General features: G+C 69.7%; 17 protein-coding genes and 1 pseudogene. 8 read left to right on the forward strand and 10 right to left on the reverse strand.

Translation table 11 applies throughout. The annotated features are described in order from the left end of the window. Positions 1-27: 27 nt before the first annotated feature. From KLK06_RS26450 to KLK06_RS26465, 4 genes are all read right to left on the reverse strand, one after another. Positions 28-2886: a poly(A) polymerase gene (locus KLK06_RS26450; RefSeq protein ID WP_214638314.1), complete on the reverse strand. Its 2859-nt coding sequence runs from the start codon at positions 2884-2886 to the stop codon at positions 28-30. Next, positions 2886-4679 (reverse strand): RNA ligase family protein, encoded by a 1794-nt coding sequence (locus tag KLK06_RS26455; RefSeq protein ID WP_214638315.1) that lies wholly within the window; start codon positions 4677-4679, stop codon positions 2886-2888. The genes KLK06_RS26450 and KLK06_RS26455 overlap by 1 nt, the downstream gene beginning before the upstream one ends. A 154-nt stretch (positions 4680-4833) precedes the next feature. Continuing rightward, the gene (locus KLK06_RS26460; protein ID WP_214638316.1) at positions 4834-5304 is read right to left on the reverse strand and encodes a hypothetical protein; all 471 of its coding nucleotides are present in this window, start codon (positions 5302-5304) and stop codon (positions 4834-4836) included. Between the two features lie 197 nt (positions 5305-5501). After that, a complete protein-coding gene (locus KLK06_RS26465; RefSeq protein WP_214638317.1) occupies positions 5502-6446 on the reverse strand; it encodes a LysR family transcriptional regulator in 945 nt (314 codons plus the stop codon). Between the two features lie 92 nt (positions 6447-6538). On the opposite strand from KLK06_RS26465, the gene KLK06_RS26470 reads away from it, so the two are divergent. Further along, positions 6539-7234 carry an MBL fold metallo-hydrolase gene (locus KLK06_RS26470; RefSeq protein ID WP_214638318.1) on the forward strand — a complete coding sequence of 232 codons (696 nt, stop codon included), beginning with the start codon at positions 6539-6541 and terminating at the stop codon, positions 7232-7234. On the opposite strand, the gene KLK06_RS26475 is transcribed toward KLK06_RS26470, so the two are convergent. Together KLK06_RS26475 and KLK06_RS26480 are read right to left on the reverse strand one after the other, a co-directional pair. Further along, a complete protein-coding gene (locus tag KLK06_RS26475; protein WP_214638319.1) occupies positions 7224-7553 on the reverse strand; it encodes a hypothetical protein in 330 nt (109 codons plus the stop codon). The genes KLK06_RS26470 and KLK06_RS26475 overlap by 11 nt on opposite strands. A gap of 78 nt (positions 7554-7631) precedes the next feature. Next, on the reverse strand, positions 7632-8114 hold the full coding sequence (locus KLK06_RS26480; protein WP_214638320.1) for an Lrp/AsnC family transcriptional regulator: 483 nt from the start codon (positions 8112-8114) through the stop codon (positions 7632-7634). Positions 8115-8148: 34 nt separating this feature from the next. On the opposite strand from KLK06_RS26480, the gene KLK06_RS26485 reads away from it, so the two are divergent. The 3 genes from KLK06_RS26485 (at position 8149) to KLK06_RS26495 (ending at position 10845) form a co-directional block, all read left to right on the forward strand. Beyond that, positions 8149-9075 carry a DMT family transporter gene (locus KLK06_RS26485; protein WP_214638321.1) on the forward strand — a complete coding sequence of 309 codons (927 nt, stop codon included), beginning with the start codon at positions 8149-8151 and terminating at the stop codon, positions 9073-9075. Next, positions 9063-10043: an aldo/keto reductase gene (locus tag KLK06_RS26490; RefSeq protein ID WP_214638322.1), complete on the forward strand. Its 981-nt coding sequence runs from the start codon at positions 9063-9065 to the stop codon at positions 10041-10043. Before KLK06_RS26485 ends, KLK06_RS26490 begins: the two co-directional genes overlap by 13 nt. A gap of 226 nt (positions 10044-10269) precedes the next feature. Beyond that, a complete protein-coding gene (locus KLK06_RS26495; protein WP_214638323.1) occupies positions 10270-10845 on the forward strand; it encodes a hypothetical protein in 576 nt (191 codons plus the stop codon). 84 nt (positions 10846-10929) lie between these two features. Here KLK06_RS26495 and KLK06_RS26500 read toward each other — a convergent pair whose 3' ends face one another. Both KLK06_RS26500 and KLK06_RS26505 read right to left on the reverse strand, forming a co-directional pair. Then, on the reverse strand, positions 10930-11337 hold the full coding sequence (locus KLK06_RS26500) for an ester cyclase (RefSeq protein ID WP_214638324.1): 408 nt from the start codon (positions 11335-11337) through the stop codon (positions 10930-10932). 265 nt (positions 11338-11602) lie between these two features. Beyond that, positions 11603-12070 carry a nuclear transport factor 2 family protein gene (locus KLK06_RS26505; protein ID WP_214638325.1) on the reverse strand — a complete coding sequence of 156 codons (468 nt, stop codon included), beginning with the start codon at positions 12068-12070 and terminating at the stop codon, positions 11603-11605. Positions 12071-12477: 407 nt separating this feature from the next. Between KLK06_RS26505 and KLK06_RS26510 the strand changes: the two genes are divergently transcribed. Next, entirely contained in the window at positions 12478-13212 is a 735-nt protein-coding gene (locus KLK06_RS26510; RefSeq protein WP_214638326.1) for a GntR family transcriptional regulator, read from the forward strand. A gap of 9 nt (positions 13213-13221) precedes the next feature. On the opposite strand, the gene KLK06_RS26515 is transcribed toward KLK06_RS26510, so the two are convergent. Continuing rightward, positions 13222-13800 carry a helix-turn-helix domain-containing protein gene (locus KLK06_RS26515; protein WP_214638327.1) on the reverse strand — a complete coding sequence of 193 codons (579 nt, stop codon included), beginning with the start codon at positions 13798-13800 and terminating at the stop codon, positions 13222-13224. A gap of 47 nt (positions 13801-13847) precedes the next feature. On the opposite strand from KLK06_RS26515, the gene KLK06_RS26520 reads away from it, so the two are divergent. The 3 genes and pseudogenes from KLK06_RS26520 (at position 13848) to KLK06_RS26530 (ending at position 16273) form a co-directional block, all read left to right on the forward strand. Beyond that, positions 13848-14708, forward strand: coding sequence for a trans-aconitate 2-methyltransferase (locus tag KLK06_RS26520; protein WP_214638328.1), 861 nt, complete (start codon positions 13848-13850; stop codon positions 14706-14708). A gap of 61 nt (positions 14709-14769) precedes the next feature. Further along, positions 14770-15380 (forward strand): annotated as a pseudogene (locus tag KLK06_RS63130) (SDR family NAD(P)-dependent oxidoreductase). A gap of 53 nt (positions 15381-15433) precedes the next feature. Continuing rightward, the gene (locus KLK06_RS26530) at positions 15434-16273 is read left to right on the forward strand and encodes an alpha/beta fold hydrolase (RefSeq protein WP_214638330.1); all 840 of its coding nucleotides are present in this window, start codon (positions 15434-15436) and stop codon (positions 16271-16273) included. 4 nt (positions 16274-16277) lie between these two features. Here the strand turns inward: KLK06_RS26530 and KLK06_RS26535 are convergent, their stop codons facing one another. Next, positions 16278-16634, reverse strand: coding sequence for a DoxX family protein (locus KLK06_RS26535; RefSeq protein WP_214638331.1), 357 nt, complete (start codon positions 16632-16634; stop codon positions 16278-16280). Positions 16635-16800: the final 166 nt, after the last annotated feature.

The following is a 16800-nucleotide window of genomic DNA, read 5'->3' on the forward strand; positions in this document are numbered from 1 at the left end:
GAACTTCTCATGGCCGCCGGCTGCTCGTCAGCTCAAGGTCGGTACGACGCCGTGCTCAGCCCATTCGACCGTGACACCGGACATGTTCCTGGCCCATCGGCCGGTGATCTCGCTGAGCTGTGCCGCCTGCGGAGGCGTGTGGCCCAGGCCGATCGCGTAGCGGACCTGTTCGGGGCCGCTCTCGAACGGGTGCGGCCAGGCGTGGAAGTCCGGCACCCCGGCCTCTTCCAGGGCGGTGAGCAACTCCAGCATGCGTCCTCTGACGCGGCCCAGCGCCGCGTCGAGCTCCTCAGGGCGGTCGGAGCGCACGGTCAACACCGCCCAGGCCACGTGACGGCGGTGGAGGGGCGGCGGGGCGAGCAACTCCGTGGACCAGCCGTTCTCTGTGAGCTCCCATGCCTGATAGAGCTCCTGGGTGAGCCGGTCCAGACCGCCCGAGGTGACTTGGCGAGCGCAGTTGCGCACGGGAGCGCTGGGCGTCATCACGGTCATCACAGCCGGGACAGCTGGGGTGGCGGCGGGGGTGAGGGTGACCGGCTCGTGCCAGTCCCAGGCAGCCCATGTGCTGAAGAATTGGCGTAGGAGATCGATGTCGGATTCGCCGGCGGCATCGAGGACGGTGCGTGCGGCCAGCACCGCCCATGCCAGACCGGGCAAGCCGCCGAACGGGGCCGCGTCCAGGCCTTTCGCCCGGGCCCATGCCTTCACCTCGCGGGCGAGGCGGGCGAAACGCTGGTGCGCGGGGCCCACGGCGGCGCGGATCGCGTCCGCGTCACTGACCGCGCTCAGGGCGATGGCCGCCGCCTCGCCCAGTTCGGCGCGGCGGGATATGAGCTGCGCCGGGGGGATCTGGCCGGTTGTCACCACGGTCAGGTCGACGTCCAGGTCGGACACGCACAGGCGCAGACCCGGCACCCGGGCACCGATCACCTGCCGCAGCCGGACGGACTCAGGCAGCGCCGCCCGCACCCGCGCCTCCACGTCCGGGCCGGGCTCCTCCTCCGGGAGTACCGCCACCAGGTCCAAGTCGGCTGCGGGGAGTGCGCAACCCATCCGCCGGGAGCCTGCGACGTGGACGATCCCGGGACGCAGCGCCTCCGCCAGGCGGCGGGTGACACGATCGGCCAGGTCGTCCAGGCCCGGAACCGGCTCGAGTACGAGCGCGGGCGGAGCAGCGGCGCGCTCGGGCGTGCCGGGTCCCGACGTGACGGGTCCGGGCGTGGTGGGCTCGGGCAGCCATCGGAGTTCGCCCGTTTCCAGAGTGATCACCGCGCGCGGGCGCATGGGTTCGTCCGCTCGCCGCGACAGCAGCACGACGGCCCCGACGCGGGCGATCATCGCGTCGAGCCGGATGTCCGAACGGTACGGGGTGGCCGCACGGCCCAGGGTCAGATGCGGGGTGAAGCCGTCCGAGCGGCCTGCACAGCGGGGAAAGCGCTGGTGGAGGACCTGACGCAGGCGGGCCCATGGGGCGGGGTCGGCGGCGGCCGGGTCGAGCCAGGTGGTCGTGTCCTGGCGGTGCTGGAAGGATCGGATCCCCTCCAGCAGTACGGCGAACGGCTGTACTTCGGCGGCGGCAGCGGCCAGCAACGGCGCCGCAGCCTCGAACGCCGACTCCGGCACGAACCCGAAGAGCAGGTTGACGTGCGGCGGCCAGCGGTCAACCTGCGGATCGTGCGTCCGGCGGAGCGCCTGGATAGGCGGCCACAGCTCCTCCGGCGGAATCCACGCCACCGCCGTGCGCGCGGTCGGCGGCAGGTCCAGCACCCCGGCGGGCGCGCTGTCCGTGACGTCGAGGACGGCCTCCACCCCGTAGTGGTCGGAAGCGTACAGTCCGCCGGGATCAGGCGTGTCGCCGCGCAGGGCGGCCGCGACGGTCCGGGGACGGCCGCGCACCAGCACGCGGTCCAGCCGGGCGGCCCGCCCGGACCGCGAGGACAGCGCCGCCAGCGGGTTGGCACCCGGGTTGAAGGTGGGCGTGTCGTCGCCGGACCCGTACGCCTCTGTCCAGGCGTCGCGGAGCCCGAGGGCCGACGCGGGCACGTCCGTGCCGTCGTTGAAGTCGCCCATCAGGAGCAGGTCCCCCTCGACGCCGGCCAGCCCTTCGGCGATCCGGGCGAGCTCGGCCCGTCGCCGCGCCGCGCCGTCGGCGGTGTGGTCGCTGGTCAGGTGGGTGGTGGCGATGACGAGCGGGCCTGCGGCGGTCTCGGTGGCGAGGGCGGCGACCGCCTTGTGCGGGCCGAGCCGGTGCCAGGCCGCCTCCCGGACGGGCAGCCGGCTGAGCAGCAGCAGCCCGCCGTCGGCGACGTCCTCGCCTCCCGGGTCGGTGCCGACGGTGTAGCGGGCCCGCACCCACGGGGCCGCCAGCAGGAGCGACAGCAGCGCGGGCTCGACCTCCTGCAGCGCTATGACGTCGGCGTCGGCCGCTTCCAGGCTCGCCAGCAGCAGGGGGCGGCGGCGCGCGGTGTCGATACGGTCGCTGTCGTAGCGGTCGCACAGCGTGTTCCAGGTCAGGACGCGCACGGCCCCCACCGTGGACGCTGTGGCTGCTTCCTCCCCCGCGCTGGGCCGCCAGCCGGTGGCCGGGTCCCAGATGTGCGGGGTTCTGGCGCTGAAAACGGGCGCACGCAGGAGGCGCGGGGCGCGTACCCGGCCGGCGTCGCAGGTGTCGATCCGGTCCAGTCCGGTGGCGCGGTCCCACACCAGCTCACCGTCCGCCTCGACGAACAGCACCCGGTGCCACGGGACCTCGCCACCGGGCACGAAGGTGGGCAGCGGGATGCGCTTGGGGTCGGTGCCCCGCTGGCCGACGCCGAGCACGAAGCGCGAGGGGTCGAAGCGCGGATCCCAGCGAACCCAGTGGTAGATCTCCTCGCTGGTACGCATCACGCCTCTCCCCGATCCAGGGCGCCGTCCAGGTCCTCGACGGTCCCGGACGCGCCGACGTACCAGGTGCGATGGGCCTGACCTGGATAAGGCGGGACGAACCGGCGCACCTGAGTGGCCAGCACCTGCGGCGGCACTGGATGGGCGCGACGGGCGTTGCGCCGGTGCAGCTCGTCCTCCTCCACCAGCGCGACCGCGTGCGTCGTCAGCGCGTCGCGGCGGCGCGCCACGGCGTGCACCAGGGAACGCTGGTGCTGGTTGAGCGAGGTGGCGTCCCAGACCACGGTGCCACCGGCCGCCAGCGCGGCATCGAGCCGAGCCAGTCCCTCGCCGAGCACTTCCCGGTTGGCCCGCTGATCCGCCCGCGAGCCTCTGGCATCGCGCAGATCGTCCAGTGACAGGTACGCGTCGATCTCTGGCAGACCGGCCGCGAACGTGCTCTTCCCGCTGCCCGACGGTCCGACCAACTGCACCAGCCGGGGGAACCGCCCCGACCGCCACCGCCAGGTCGCCGCCACGGCCTCCTCGACCGTGGTGACCCTTCCCCTGGCCCAGGCGTCACGCGCCTCCGCCCAGCACCGGTCGGCCGCCTCCCCACCGAGGTCGGCCAGGGCCTCGCGCAGGCCGGCCCGCAACAGCTCCAGCGGCCCCGGCCCGAGCAGCCCGGCGTCCTCGGCGTGCAGGGCCGACCATTCGACCTGCTCACGCTCCTGGTCGGCCTCATCGTCCACGCGCCCCGCCAGCACGGCCGCCGCCACGGCGTGCAGCACACCCAGGTCAGCAGCCAACGCCATGCGCCCCAGCCCGGCACGCCGCTCCTCGTCCGGGTACGGCCGGCGCAGCGCGCCGTGCAGCCCGGCCAGGTCCGCGACCCGCCGCGCCAGCCGCATGCCCAGTGGCCGCGCCAGCCGGGCCGCCAACCGGGCCCGCGGCATGGACCGCAGCGCCACGGCCAGCACGCCCGCCAGCCGGGCGTCCCCCCACCGACCGATCACATCCAGCCGCGCCGACACCTCGGCCACCGCCTCCGGGACGACGTCCTCCGCTTCGGCCCGGGCGACGTCCCCTGCTTCGGCCCGGGCGAGGTCCTCTGCTTCGGCCCGGGAGAGGTCCACCGAGGCCAGCAGGGCGTTCACCTCGCAGTCCGCGCCCGAGCGCACCGACCACAGCGCCGCACCCGGGCCAAGCGCGTTCGGCACAACCGTTGCGTGCATCCAGTGCGTGCTGGTCTGCACGTGTTCGCGACGCACCCACTTGGCCACCCGCCCCGCGAACTCCTCCCGCCCGAACCCCTCGACGGCCCGCACCACGTAGCCCTCTTGCCGCTCGGCGTTCAGCCGCAACCCCCGCAGCGCCCGCTCGTCGAAGACTCCGCGCCACAGCACCGGCGGGGCCGGAATCCCCAGCCCACGCAGGAAGGTGACCGTGCGGTCCCAGTCCAGGCATCGATCGCCGTCCCAAACCGAGAAGCCGTAGAACCAACTTTCCAGCCCCTGGTACGCGATGGAGTGCCGGGCGTACATGTTCTCCCCGCACACCCGCCACCCCGCCGGGATCCGTCCACCGATCCGTCCTTGCAGACCCTTGACCCACGCCCGGGAGGGATGGTGAGCGGAGTCCAGCGACCGGGCATGCATCCCGTCCGCGTACAGGGTGGTGTTCTCTCCGTCGAGCTTCTCCGTGACCACGACCTCGCGCCCGCGCAGCCCGGACAGATCTCCCGCGCGAACGTCGTCCGGCGTCACGCCAGGCGACCAGGGCAGGTGGGGAGTACGCGGATAGTGCACGCGCATGATCTCTCCCCTGACGCCCCTCGAAGCTGGAGTCACTGTACAAGCGGCAAGAACGCGCCTCCATCGAATAAGCTCCCGCCCCGCAACCCCCACGCAGGAAGCCCAAGGGACAGCGACGCTCCAGACGTCCCTGGCACGCCGGTTACGCCGAGCGTCAGATCAGGCCGCCGGGGTGCCGGTCGGCGAGGTAGGCGCGTCCGGCCTCGGCGTCGCGCGGGGAGAACAGGTAGCGGATCCAGGCTTGTTGTTCATGCATGAGGGCGCCCATCTCCCAGACGCAGTAGGTGCCCTTGGCCGTCTCCTCGAACGACATGAGCTCGAACCCCGCCGCATCTTTGAGGTAGACCGTCTCCCACAGCTCGTTGTCGTTCAGCCACGTGGATACAAGCAGGAGATAGGCGTCACCGACCCGGTGCAGAATGACGAAGCCGAGGTCGCCCGTGGGAGTGATCCCGCCGATCTCTGCCCGGAGGAACTCGCGTGCCTCCTTCCGTACGTCGTCGCCGATCTCGCGGTCCTCCCGGTGGAGGTCGTACCACTTGAAGCGAACGTCAGGCAGCTCGAGGGCTTCGCCCGCCGAGAGCCGCTTGCGCGCATGCGTGTAGTCAGGGGAAACACTCGTCATGGCTGGACACTAAGCGTGCGGCGGGGCCGGTGCCGACAGCCACTTCCGATCATAAAAGGGAGACCATTTCGCGTTTTCGAGCCGTCGGCTTGGGCCTGTTCGCACGCCTCGGCTGACGGAGGTGATCTCACAGCTCTGCTCGGCCTTTACAAAGTAGACGACAATCGACGCGAGCCCGCTCCCCTTCTGGACGATCATCAACTAAGAGCCGGCAGGTAATCGACGTCCGGCACCCAGTACCGCCGGTCGGACGGCGGCGGGAGGACGGCGGCGGGCAGGTCGCGGATCAACGTCTGGAGCATCGGGCGCGTGTTTTGGCGATGCCATACGACGGACCAGGGATGCAGCGGCGTCGGATCGACGATCGGGATCCGGCGTAGGCCGCTTCCGGCGGCGTCGATGCTCATTTCGCCCAGTCCCACGGCTCTCTTCTCGCGGAGGAACTGCTCGACCAAGTGGCGCTGGCCGATGGCGGGAGCGGTGAAGCGCAAAGGGACGCCGAGCCGGTCGGCGAGCCGCCTCAGGTAGCCCCGCCATTCTGCGGCGCCCGCCGGGTCTGGCAGTGAGATGCCCCATTCACACAGGTCGGCGGGCCGCAGCTCGCTCTTGCCCGCGAGCATGTGGTCCTCCGGGATGAACGCGTGCAGTGGCTCGACGTGGACGAGTCGGCGGACGAGCTCGGGCGGCCAGGGCCACGGCAGGTCGTGTACGCGGCCGAACGCCACATCGATCTCCTGCCGCCGCAGTGCGGGGATCGCCACCGACAGTCCTTGCCTCATGCTCAGCTCAACCCGCAGCCGGGGATCGCGATCGCTCGCTGCGCGAAGTATCCGCAGGGGCGTGAACCGTTCGTCGTAGACGTCCACGCGCAGCGGATCATCGCTCACCCGGATCGCCGCGACCGCTCTGTCGAAGGCCGACAGGGCCTCCACGGCCAGCGGCAGGAACCGCGATCCCGCGGCCGTAAGCTCCACGGTCCTGGTGGTGCGCTCGAACATCGGAGTTCCCAGCGCCTCCTCGAGCCGCCGGATCCGTTTCGACAGAGCTTGCTGGCTGACGAACAGCCGCTCGCCGGCCCGCCCGAAGTGCAGCTCCTCCGCGGCGATGACGAACGCGCGTATGCCGTGGATGTCCACCTCCATGGGCCGCAGTCTGGATCCACAACCAATGGTTGTCAATCCGCTGCGCATCGCTGTTGGACACCGCCACTGACGTGCCGGTTTCCTGTTGCCCTATGGACATCATCGAGCTTCGCCCTAGTCTCTACATGCTGCTGTTCGAGTTCGGGCAGGCGTACCTGTGGAATGACGCGGGCGCGCTCACGCTCATCGACACCGGCATCGCCACCTCCGGCGGCGACATCGCTGACGCGATCGGGCGGCTGGGTCTACGCACGAGCGACGTACGACATGTCATCCTCACCCATTTTCACGAGGACCACTCCGGCGGCGCGGCCGAGATCAGCTTGTGGGGAGACGTCATCGTGATGGCGCATTCGCGGGACGCGCCGGTCATCTGCGGCGAGGTGCCGGCGCCACTGCCCAACTTCACCGACCAGGAGCGTGTCCTGCACCGCGACCTCGGCGCCCACTTGCTGCCACCCGCGCCGCCATGCCGGATCGATCGCAGGCTGGACGACGGCGATCTGATCGACTTCGGCGGCGGCGCCCAGGTGATCGCCACCCCGGGGCACACGGACGGGAGCATCGCGATCCACCTTCCGGGAGAGGGCGTGCTGTTCACCGGGGACACTGTGGCGCACGTGGGCGGGCAGGTCATGCCTGGGGTGTTCAACCTTGACCGCGAGGAGATGCTGCGCTCGTTCCGCAAGCTCGCGGTCGTCGACGCGGAGTTGGCCTGCGTCGGCCACGGCGAGCCCATCAAGAACGCCCGCATCGCACTCCCCGCGGCCGCCGGCCTCATCCCCTGATCTCGAACCCCGTGGTGGCGGGGCTCGGTGGCCGCGGCACGGCCCCCCAGTGCGGGGTGTGCGATTCGATGTCCTCCGGCACGCGAATCCGCCCGTTCGAGAGAACAAGCGGTGCGATCTCAGCGCTCTCGCAGAAACGCAGGTAACCCACGAAGAACTCGACACCGCCGGCCTGCGCGTTGACCGAGCACCGGCCGAGCCAATCCAGCAATGTCCGAAGCTGATAGAACTCGTCGGGATGCATTTCCTGGCGTACCGTCAGCGCCCAGCCATCAGCTCGCTCCCGCCCGACCAGTTCGGCGACGAGCGCGCCGCCCACCCACAGTGCCGCGCCGCGCTGCGTGAACTAGATGTCTCCCACCGGCACACCCTATTGAGCCGGACCGAGCGCCGTGTCTCATTCCAGGGGCAGGGGGCGGCGGGGCACGGGTGCGGTGTGGATGAGAGACGTGGTCGTGTGACCGTACGGGGTGAACAGGTCGAGGATCGGTTCGAGCTCGTCGACCCCCCGCAGGTGCATCGTGAAGTAGAAGCAGTCGTCGCCGGTCATCCTGTAGCACTCGACGATCTGCGGAACCTCCTGGGCGATCTTGGAGATGCGGTGCAGTTCCCGGATCGCCGGACGGATCCGAACCATCACCGTGACCGGAAAACCCAGCGCCCGCGGGTCGACCTCGGCGCGATAACCGATGATCACTCCCGTCTCCTCCAGCCGCTGCACCCGGTCGGCCACCGCGGGGGCCGACAGCGCGACCCGCCGGCCCAGCTCGGCGAAGCTCAATCTGGCGTCGACCTGCAGCTCGGCGAGAATGCGAAGGTCGAGGGCGTCCATTCCCTTCGGTTCGTACGCCCGCTCGGGTCTGATCTTTCGATTCGCCATTCTCCTAAATTACGGGCTGGCCAACGATGGGGGCATGCCGCCCACCGGCCCTCGCGCCGTACTCTCCGCGGCGCCTCCATGGACCTACTTCATCGGGAGCGCCGTCTTCCACTACCTCGGCCCGGCTTTCGCCGTGCTCCTGTTCACCAGGCTCGCCCCGCTCGGGGTCGCGGCGCTGAGGATCTGGAGCGCCGCTCTCGTTTTCGCGCTCTGGCGCCGCCCGTGGCGGACTCTCGCCCGGCTCGACGCCGAGGGCCGTCGTATGATCATCGCTTGGGCCGCGGTGCTCGCGGCCATGAACGTCTGCTTCTACCTGGCGATCGCCCGCGTGCCCCTGGGAACCGTCGCCGCGATCGAGTTTCTGCCGGTCATCGTGCTGGCCGCGCTCGGTGCCCGTACCGTTCGTAACCTCGCGGCACTCGTCACAGCCGTCGGCGGTGTCTACGTGCTGACCGGCGTCCGGCTGGCCGGGGACCCGCTGGGGCTGGCGTTCGCCTTCGCCAACGCGGCGCTGTTCGCCGCCTACATCGTGCTGGCCCACCGTACGGCTCAGCGGCTGCGCGGCGTCGGCGGCATCGACGGGCTGGCCGCCGCCATGCTCGTCGCCTGCGTGTTCGTCGCGCCGGTGGGCGTTTGGCAGGCCGCTCCCGCGGTGATCGACCCGGTCACGCTCGCCGCCGGGATCGGGGTGGGGATCTGTTCGTCGGTGATCCCGTACGTGTGCGATCAGCTCGCCATGGCACGCATCGCCCGTTCCACGTACGCGCTGCTGGTGGCGCTGCTTCCGGCCACGGCGACGGTGATCGGCATCCTGGTGCTCCGGCAGCTCCCCTCACTCGCCGAGGTCGCCGGAATCGGCCTCGTGGTGCTCTCGGTCGCCCTCCACCGCGAGCGTCGGACTCCTCAAGCCGAGGAGCGAGCGACACTCCTACAGAAAGGCAAGACGGAATGCGATATGTGAAGCTGGGCTCGTCGGGTCTGCGGGTCTCCCGGATCTGCCTGGGCATGATGAGCTACGGCGATCCCGATGCCCGGGACTGGATACTGCGCGAGGACGCGGCCGAGCCGATCGTGCGGCGTGCCGTCGAGGCGGGTGTGACGTTCTTCGACACCGCCGACATGTACTCGAACGGCGCGAGCGAGAAGATCACCGGGCGGCTGCTCGCCAAGCTCTTCGCACGCCGCGACGACTACGTCCTCGCCACGAAGGTCTACTTCCCGATGGGGCCGGGCCCGAACGACCGAGGGCTGTCCCGCAAGCACGTGCTGGCCGCCATCGACGCCTCACTGACCAGGCTCGGAACCGACCATGTCGATCTGTACCAGATCCACCGCTGGGACCACGAGACACCGATCGAGGAGACCATGGAGGCCCTGCACGACGTGGTGCGGGCCGGCAAGGCGCGGTACATCGGGGCCTCCAGCATGTACGCCTGGCAGTTCGCCAAAGCGCAGCACATTGCTCAGACGGCCGGCTGGACCAGGTTCGTGTCGATGCAGAACCACTACAACCTGGTCTACCGGGAGGAGGAGCGGGAGATGATCCCGCTCTGCCTGGACCAGGGCGTGGGCGTCATCCCGTGGAGCCCACTGGCGCGCGGACTGCTCACCGGGAGCCGCCAGCGCGACGGCATGCGGCGTACTGTCCGATCCGGCAGCGACCCGCTGGCCGACAGCATGTACGAGGACGCGGACTTCGACGTCGTCGACGTGGTGCGTGCGGTCGCCGACGAACGAGGGCTGCCTCCGGCGCAGATCGCGCTCGCCTGGCTGCTCGAGAGGTCCGGGGTAGCCGCGCCGATCGTCGGGGCGAGCAAGGTGGGTCATCTGGACGACGCGATCGCGGCGGTGGACGTGTCCCTGAGCGGAGAGGAGGCGGCCCGCCTGGAGGCTCCCTACCGGCCGCACCAGATCATCGGGCACTCCTGAGAGAGCGGTCTCGTCTCGATCTCGAACAACCCAAGGACGGGGAAAGTTATCGGCTCGGCCGCAGGGGGCCGACGCGTGTCGTTCTTCAGGAGATCACGAACGCACTAAGAACAGGGGCGTGACCGATCGGACTCCCCAACGAGAAGGAACGCATATGAGGACCGGGACGAGGAAAGCTCGGGCTGCTCTGCTCGCCGCCGCAGCAGCAGCCATACCGTTGGCCATCGTGCCCGCACAGGTGGCGCCGGCACAGGCCGCATCCTCCTCCGCACCCGGGGCGGCGACCGCCGCTGGACACGGCCGAGGCTCCGGGGACTGCGTCACGTCCGGGTTCAAACGCTCGACCGACCAAATCGAGGTCATCAGCGGCCACCAGACGCAGACGATCACCGGCAGGGGATGGACCGACCTGACCTGCGGCTCGGTGAGCGTGCAGGTGCCAAGAGGGACACATGGACACCTCACCGTCTGGGTGAACGCCGAGATCCGATGCAAGGGGCCGAGCGTGATCGGCAATTGGTGCGGGGGCCGTATCGTCGTCGACGGAGTGGCACTGCCGCCGAGCAACAATTCCGACAATGACCGCTTCGACTGGGACACCGCCAACCCCGATGACCGGCGCTGGCGCGACGGTTCGATGATCGCCGCCGGGTATGTGACGTGTCCTGCGAACAACTCCAGGATGTACTGCAACAAGAAGATCCAGGTGCAGGCGACCAACAATTCCAGCTCCACCACATTCTGGATCGACGACACCATCGTGCGCGCCGAACTGCTGAGGAGACAGCTGTTCCCGCGCTGATGGAGATTTCCGGCCTGTAGGCGCGGAGACGTGGAACGGCCGGTCCCGGGTGGACAGGCCGTTCCACGTGCGTGGTGGGCGGGGTCAGAGGAGGCCGAGCTGGGCGAGCATGCCGAGCTGGTCGCTGCTGCCCCACCGCTCCACCAGCTTGCCGTCGGCGAAGCGGCTGATCTGCATGCCGCGGTAGCTGACCTTCTTGCCGGTGGCGGGGTGGCCCATGAGGTCGCCCAGGTGGGTGCCGCTGATGGTGTAGGCGAAGGCCAGCTCGTCCTCGGTGGCGGTCAGGTGCTCGACCTCGACGTGCAGGTCCGGGAACGCGGTACGCATCTCGGCGAACAGGGCCTTGTACCCCTCAGGCCCCGGTCCCTGCACCGGCGCGGGATCGTGGTCCACGGCATCGGGCGCGACCACCTCGTCGAAGATGGCGAAGTCGCCGCTCATCACGGCGGTGGCGAAGCGCTGCTGGGCCGCGAGGTTGGTTTCGTAGGTCATGTCTCTCCTCAGGGTCACGTCCACGGACGTGCTGCACATGGATCTTCGCGTGACCCTGTTTCTGCAGGTTAAGCGGTACGTGCCTGCGGGAGCGGGAGCCGGGCGGGCGGGCCCCGGAGCGGCTGCGGACAGGCCGGTGCCTGTTGGACCCAGCTCGCTGAACAGGGCTGAGGGTCGCCGGCGGTCGTCAGCGCACGGATGCGACCCGTGTGTTGGCGGCGATCCGGAACACCTGGTGCCGCTTATCCGGTTCGACAGTGGTCGGTCAGAAGCCGAGATCGGTCAGGCCCGGGTGATCGTCCGGGCGGCGCCCCAGGGGCCAGTGGTACTTCCGGTCCGACTCCTGGATCGGCAGGTCGTTGATGCTCGCATGCCTTGCCCGCATCAGGCCCTGCTCGTCGAACTCCCAGTTTTCGTTCCCGTACGAGCGGAACCAGTTGCCCGCGTCGTCATGCCACTCGTAGGCGAAGCGGACCGCGATCCGGTCCCCGGTGAAGGCCCACAGCTCCTTGATCAGCCGGTAGTCGAGCCCTCTGGCCCACTTCCGCCGGAGGAACGCCACGATTTCATCATGTCCCGTCGCGAACTCCGCCCGGTTCCGCCAGCGTGAATCCTTGGAGTAGGCCAGCGCCACCTTCTCGGGGTCCCTGGTGTTCCAGCCGTCTTCCGCCAGCCGGACTTTCTCTATGGCGCTCTCGCGGGTGAACGGAGGCAATGGGGGTCGCGTTGTCATCTCGTCTCCTCAGTCGTCGCAGTTCCGCACCACAGCGCGACCGATCCCCGACCGCCGTTTCCGCCGACTGCCAGCTTCACGGTTGCGACCGTGATTGCAGGATACTTCTCCGGCCTGAGGCGCCTTGGGACGGCCTGCCCCGCGGTCGAGCGGGATCCCGTCGGCGGGCGGGTTGACGCCGCTGGCCTTGACCAGTACCTGGCCCGGGCCGGCGGCGGGTTTCTCCATCTCGCTCAGGATCAGCGGAGTGCCGAACTCTTGGAGAACCACTACGCCTCCTTTCTGTCTTGTCGGGTGGCTGTGGGGCACCGGCGAAAACGGCGGCCATGCCGGGATTTCTGGATCTCACCGCATACTGGAAGAATCTCGATGAACAACGGCCTGACAGGCGACGGACCGGAGGATTGATGGCCGAACGACCCGGCAGGACACGTACGGAGGAGCCTGCGGCCAAGCGCAGGAGGCCTCGTGCGGGTAGCGGGCAGTCGCTCGGCGACCAGGCATACGAGCACATACGGGCCGCGATCCTCCAGGGCAGATACCGCCCCAACCAGCGGCTGCCGGAAGACGAGGTGGCGGCGCAGCTCAACAGCAGCCGCACTCCCGTACGCGTCGCCCTGATGCGGCTGGTCGATCAGGGGCTGGTCGTCCGGGAGCGGCAGGGCTGGGTGGTGCGCGAGCACACGCCGGACGAGATCCGCGAGATCTACGAGGTGCGGTGCGCCCTCGAGGCGATGGCCACCGGGTTGGCCGCCGTGCGCGCGTCCGAGGAGCAACTGGGCAGGATCGCCGCGTTCTACGACGGGCCGATCGAGGAGTACGTGCAGCGGCCACGCGCCGAGCTGGGCCGGATGAACCGCGACTTCCACCTGGCCATCGTGCAGGCCTCGGGCAACGGCCGGCTGCTGGACGAATGGCTGCGCAACCGCGACTTCGGCATCACGTACAACATGGCCGTCCTCTTCACCAGGGACGAGGTCGTCACCTGCGTGGAAGGCCATCAGCGCATTGTCGAGGCGCTGATGCGCCGCGACCGTGAGAGTGCGGAGAGGCACGCGAGGATCCATGTCGAGGACGTCCAGGCCGCGGCCAGCCGCCGGCTCGACGCCCTGCAGACGTCCGTCGGACTGTATCTGTCCTGAGCTGAGAAGTCAGGGTGCGCGGCGGAGGTGGGTGCGCTGTCCGTCGTGGTCGAGGATGGTCAGGATCTCGGCCGGACCGTCGTGCGCGCCGAAGGCGTGGGGGATCATCGTGGCGAACTCCGCCGCCTGACCGGCCTCGACCAGGATGGTGCGCTCCCCCAGCAGCAGCACGACAGTCCCCGACAGGACGGTGAACCAGTCCCTGCCGGGGTGGACCCCCAGCTCGGCGGTGTCCCGCCGCGGCGGCGGCTTGGTGAGACGGATCTTGGCCACGGTCATGCCGTGCGGCCCGGGCTCCCGGCTCAGCGTCCAGGTGGTCATCCCCCGCGCCTCATCGCGCTGGGGCCTGATCACCACATCGTCGTCGGTGGCCGACTCCACGAGTTGATCGAGGGTGGTCTCCAGGGCGCGGGCGATCGCGGTCAGCTGGTCGAGGCTGATGCGCCGGTGACCCGTCTCGATCCGGCTCAGGGTGGAGGGGCTCAGGTAGCAGCGGGCGGCCAGGTCGTCGAGTGACCAGCCCCGGGCCGTACGCAGTCCCCTGATCCGCATGCGGACCAGACCGTCGAGATCCCCGTCTTGCTTCATACGCAAGAGCCTATGCCATGTCGGCAAGACGGGCGTAGGGTCCGAGCATGGCAACCCACCAGCACCAGGACCACCACTCCGCAGCCGGAACCGACGACATGGCGATGGCCGAGCTCCTGGACCTAGACGCGGAAGTGCTGCACTCATACCTGTCCGAGCTGACCGCCTGGATCGGCGGGTTCGCCGCCGACCCGGCCCCTCGCCGCATCCTCGATCTCGGCAGCGGAACCGGTACCGGCACCTTCGCCCTCTTGGAGCGCTTCGTCCAGGCCGACGCGACCGCCCTGGACATCTCCGCGCCACTACTGCACCACCTCAGGAACAAGGCTGATGAGCTGGGCATGGCTGATCGAGTTCGTACCATTCAGGCGGATCTGGACGCCACATGGCCCGATATCGCCCCCGTCGACCTGGTGTGGGCGTCCGCGTCCTTGCACCACATGGCAGACCCCGACCGCATGCTCACCAGCGTCTTCGCCGCACTGCGGCCCGGCGGGCTCCTGGTGGCAGTCGAGATGGACTCCTTCCCGCGCTTCCTGCCCGAAGACCTCGGCATCGGCCGTCCCGGACTCGAGGCGCGCTGCCATGCCGCTATGGCCGAAGAACACGCCGTCCACGTACCGCATCTCGGCTCCGATTGGGGCCCTCGCCTGATCGTGGCCGGCTTCACCATCGAGGCCGAACGGACCTTCGCCGTCGATCTGACGCCCCCGCTTCCCGCCTCCGCCGCCCGCTACGCCCAGGCATCCCTGCGGCGTCTGCGATCCGGCCTGAAGGACCGGCTGAGCGCCGGCGACCTGGCCGCGCTCGACGCCCTTCTCGACGGCGACGGGCCCGAGGGCATCCTGCGCCGCGGCGACCTCCACGTCCGCACCGCACGGACCGTGTGGGTGGCACGCCGCCCATGATGTGGCCTCATACCAGCTCCTAACAGGTCAAATCGACCGCGGCCACAGATGCGAAACGGTGATGAAACAGACTCTTGAGACATTGGATCCAAATTTGTATCCTACGTTGCAAGCCGTACGCACGACCGTGAACGCGTACGGCAGGCTCGACATCGCGGTGTCCACGCCCGGCATCAACATCCGCAAGCGGATGGCCGCCTACACTGAGGAGGAGTTCGACCGCATCGTCGGCCTGAACCTCAAGGGCACGTTCTTCTTCCTCCAGGAGACCAGCGCGGTCATGGCGGAGCAGGGCGGAGGCAGCATCATCGCGTGCTCGTCCATGCGGGCGCTGATGGTCGAGCCCGGCTCGGCGTGTACGCCTCCACGAAGGCGGCCATCCTGCAGATGGCGCGCGGCCTCGCCTCCGAGGTCGGCCCGCAGGGGGTCCGGGTCAACACCATCGCGCCCGGGGTCATCGACACGCCGCTCACCCGGCCGCTGTGGGACGACGTCAAGGCCAGGGACGCCTACAGCGCGCACACCGTCTTCGGCAGGTGGGGCAGCGCTGACGAGGTCGCCTCCGCGGTGGCCTTCCTCGCCAGTGACGCGGCCTCGTACATCACCGGGACCAACCTCGTCGTCGACGCGGGCTGGACCGTCATCGACGACCGCTTCGACCCGGGACGCTGACCGGCGGGATATCCGGTTGCCCTGGTCGCGAGGCCGCTGACAGGATCGCCGCCATGCCTGCCTTCTCCGCGCACGACGGAACCGACCTCGCCTACCACGTGTTCGGAGAAGGCGTCCCGGTGATCTGCCTGCCGGGCGGCCCGATGCAGGACACCGATTACCTCGGTGAACTCGGCGGCCTGTCGGCGCATCGACAGTTGATCATGGTGGACCTTCGGGGCACCGGCCGGTCCGCGATACCGGCGGACGCTGCCTCCTACCGCTGCGACCGGCTGGTCGATGATGTCGAGGCGCTGCGCGAACACCTCGGCCTTGACCGCTTCGACCTGCTCGCGCACTGCGCCGGCGCGAACCTCGCGGCGCTGTACGCGGCCCGGCACCCGGAGCGCGTCGGCAAGCTCGCCCTGATCACTCCGAGCACCTTCGCCGTCGGCATCGCGCCCACCGGCGAGTCCCGGCTCGAGATCGCGCGGCTGCGCGAGGACGAGCCCTGGTTCCCGGCGGCCTTCGCGGCCCTTGAGGCCATCGTGGCCGGCAACGCCACTGACGGCAGCCGGCAGGCCATCGACCCCTTCTTCTACGGCCGATGGGACGCGGCGGCACAAGCCCACCACGCCGCCCAGAACGGCCATCGGAACGATGAAGCCGCAGCCGCCTTCGGCGCCGAGGGCGCGTACGACCCGGATGCCACCCGCGCGGCACTCTCCGCGTTCAGCGCGCCGGTGCTGCTGCTCGCCGGAGAGGTCGACCTGAACTCGATTCCGAGCGCCGTGGCCGCATTCGCCGAGCTGTTCCCGAACGCCGAGTTCGCCGTTCAACCAGCGGCAGGCCACTTCCCCTGGACCGATGACGCCGACCGGTTCGTGGCGACGACCGCCACGTTCCTCGGCTGACCTTCTACCCCGGCACGGCGGCGCCCAGCACGAGCGAGGCGATGGCGAGCGCCAGAAAGCCGCCGGGAAAGGCCACGTTGTAGAGCACGCGGGCCCGTACGTGGGCGGCGACCGCGCCGACGAAGAACAGCACGAGGCCGGTCGCGGCGGCGAGACCGACGAAGGGAACACCGACCAGGCCGAGCATGAGCCCGGCCGCTCCGGCCAGCTTGAGCGTGGCGAGCAGCGGCAGCCAGGATGGCGGGACGCCCACTTCGGCGGCGTTCGCGACGACGAGCCTGGCCCGTGCGAAGTCGGCCACGGCGGCACCGACGTTGACGACGATGGTCATGACCGCCACGACGACATAAGTGGTGAACATTCCTCTACGACGTATCCACCTACAAGGGGATGTGACATCGGAACACCGGCGGGCCGGGCACCATAAGGTAGGCCATCGACAGGGTTGCCCACAGGAACCCCCGAATGCCGACACCCCCTCCCCCTCTACGGATCAGCCAGGCAGGCGCCCGCCGGCTGGTGCTGTC

This window comes from Nonomuraea sp. NEAU-A123 (assembly GCF_018603905.1).
In the GTDB taxonomy this organism is placed as follows: domain Bacteria; phylum Actinomycetota; class Actinomycetes; order Streptosporangiales; family Streptosporangiaceae; genus Nonomuraea.

What these genes read in the sequence shown, in the direction of transcription:
- KLK06_RS26480 (WP_214638320.1), bottom strand. Translation starts at nt 8,114, where the DNA reads ATGGCGAATCGAAAGATCAGACCCGAGCGGGCGTACGAACCGAAGGGA.
- KLK06_RS26455 (WP_214638315.1), bottom strand. Translation starts at nt 4,679, where the DNA reads ATGCGCGTGCACTATCCGCGTACTCCCCACCTGCCCTGGTCGCCTGGC.
- KLK06_RS26505 (WP_214638325.1), bottom strand. Translation starts at nt 12,070, where the DNA reads ATGACAACGCGACCCCCATTGCCTCCGTTCACCCGCGAGAGCGCCATA.
- KLK06_RS26470 (WP_214638318.1), top strand. Translation starts at nt 6,539, where the DNA reads ATGGACATCATCGAGCTTCGCCCTAGTCTCTACATGCTGCTGTTCGAG.
- KLK06_RS26530 (WP_214638330.1), top strand. Translation starts at nt 15,434, where the DNA reads ATGCCTGCCTTCTCCGCGCACGACGGAACCGACCTCGCCTACCACGTG.
- KLK06_RS26515 (WP_214638327.1), bottom strand. Translation starts at nt 13,800, where the DNA reads ATGAAGCAAGACGGGGATCTCGACGGTCTGGTCCGCATGCGGATCAGG.
- KLK06_RS26500 (WP_214638324.1), bottom strand. Translation starts at nt 11,337, where the DNA reads ATGACCTACGAAACCAACCTCGCGGCCCAGCAGCGCTTCGCCACCGCC.
- KLK06_RS26485 (WP_214638321.1), top strand. Translation starts at nt 8,149, where the DNA reads ATGCCGCCCACCGGCCCTCGCGCCGTACTCTCCGCGGCGCCTCCATGG.
- KLK06_RS26465 (WP_214638317.1), bottom strand. Translation starts at nt 6,446, where the DNA reads ATGGAGGTGGACATCCACGGCATACGCGCGTTCGTCATCGCCGCGGAG.
- KLK06_RS26450 (WP_214638314.1), bottom strand. Translation starts at nt 2,886, where the DNA reads ATGCGTACCAGCGAGGAGATCTACCACTGGGTTCGCTGGGATCCGCGC.
- KLK06_RS26460 (WP_214638316.1), bottom strand. Translation starts at nt 5,304, where the DNA reads ATGACGAGTGTTTCCCCTGACTACACGCATGCGCGCAAGCGGCTCTCG.
- KLK06_RS26490 (WP_214638322.1), top strand. Translation starts at nt 9,063, where the DNA reads ATGCGATATGTGAAGCTGGGCTCGTCGGGTCTGCGGGTCTCCCGGATC.
- KLK06_RS26510 (WP_214638326.1), top strand. Translation starts at nt 12,478, where the DNA reads ATGGCCGAACGACCCGGCAGGACACGTACGGAGGAGCCTGCGGCCAAG.
- KLK06_RS26535 (WP_214638331.1), bottom strand. Translation starts at nt 16,634, where the DNA reads ATGTTCACCACTTATGTCGTCGTGGCGGTCATGACCATCGTCGTCAAC.
- KLK06_RS26520 (WP_214638328.1), top strand. Translation starts at nt 13,848, where the DNA reads ATGGCAACCCACCAGCACCAGGACCACCACTCCGCAGCCGGAACCGAC.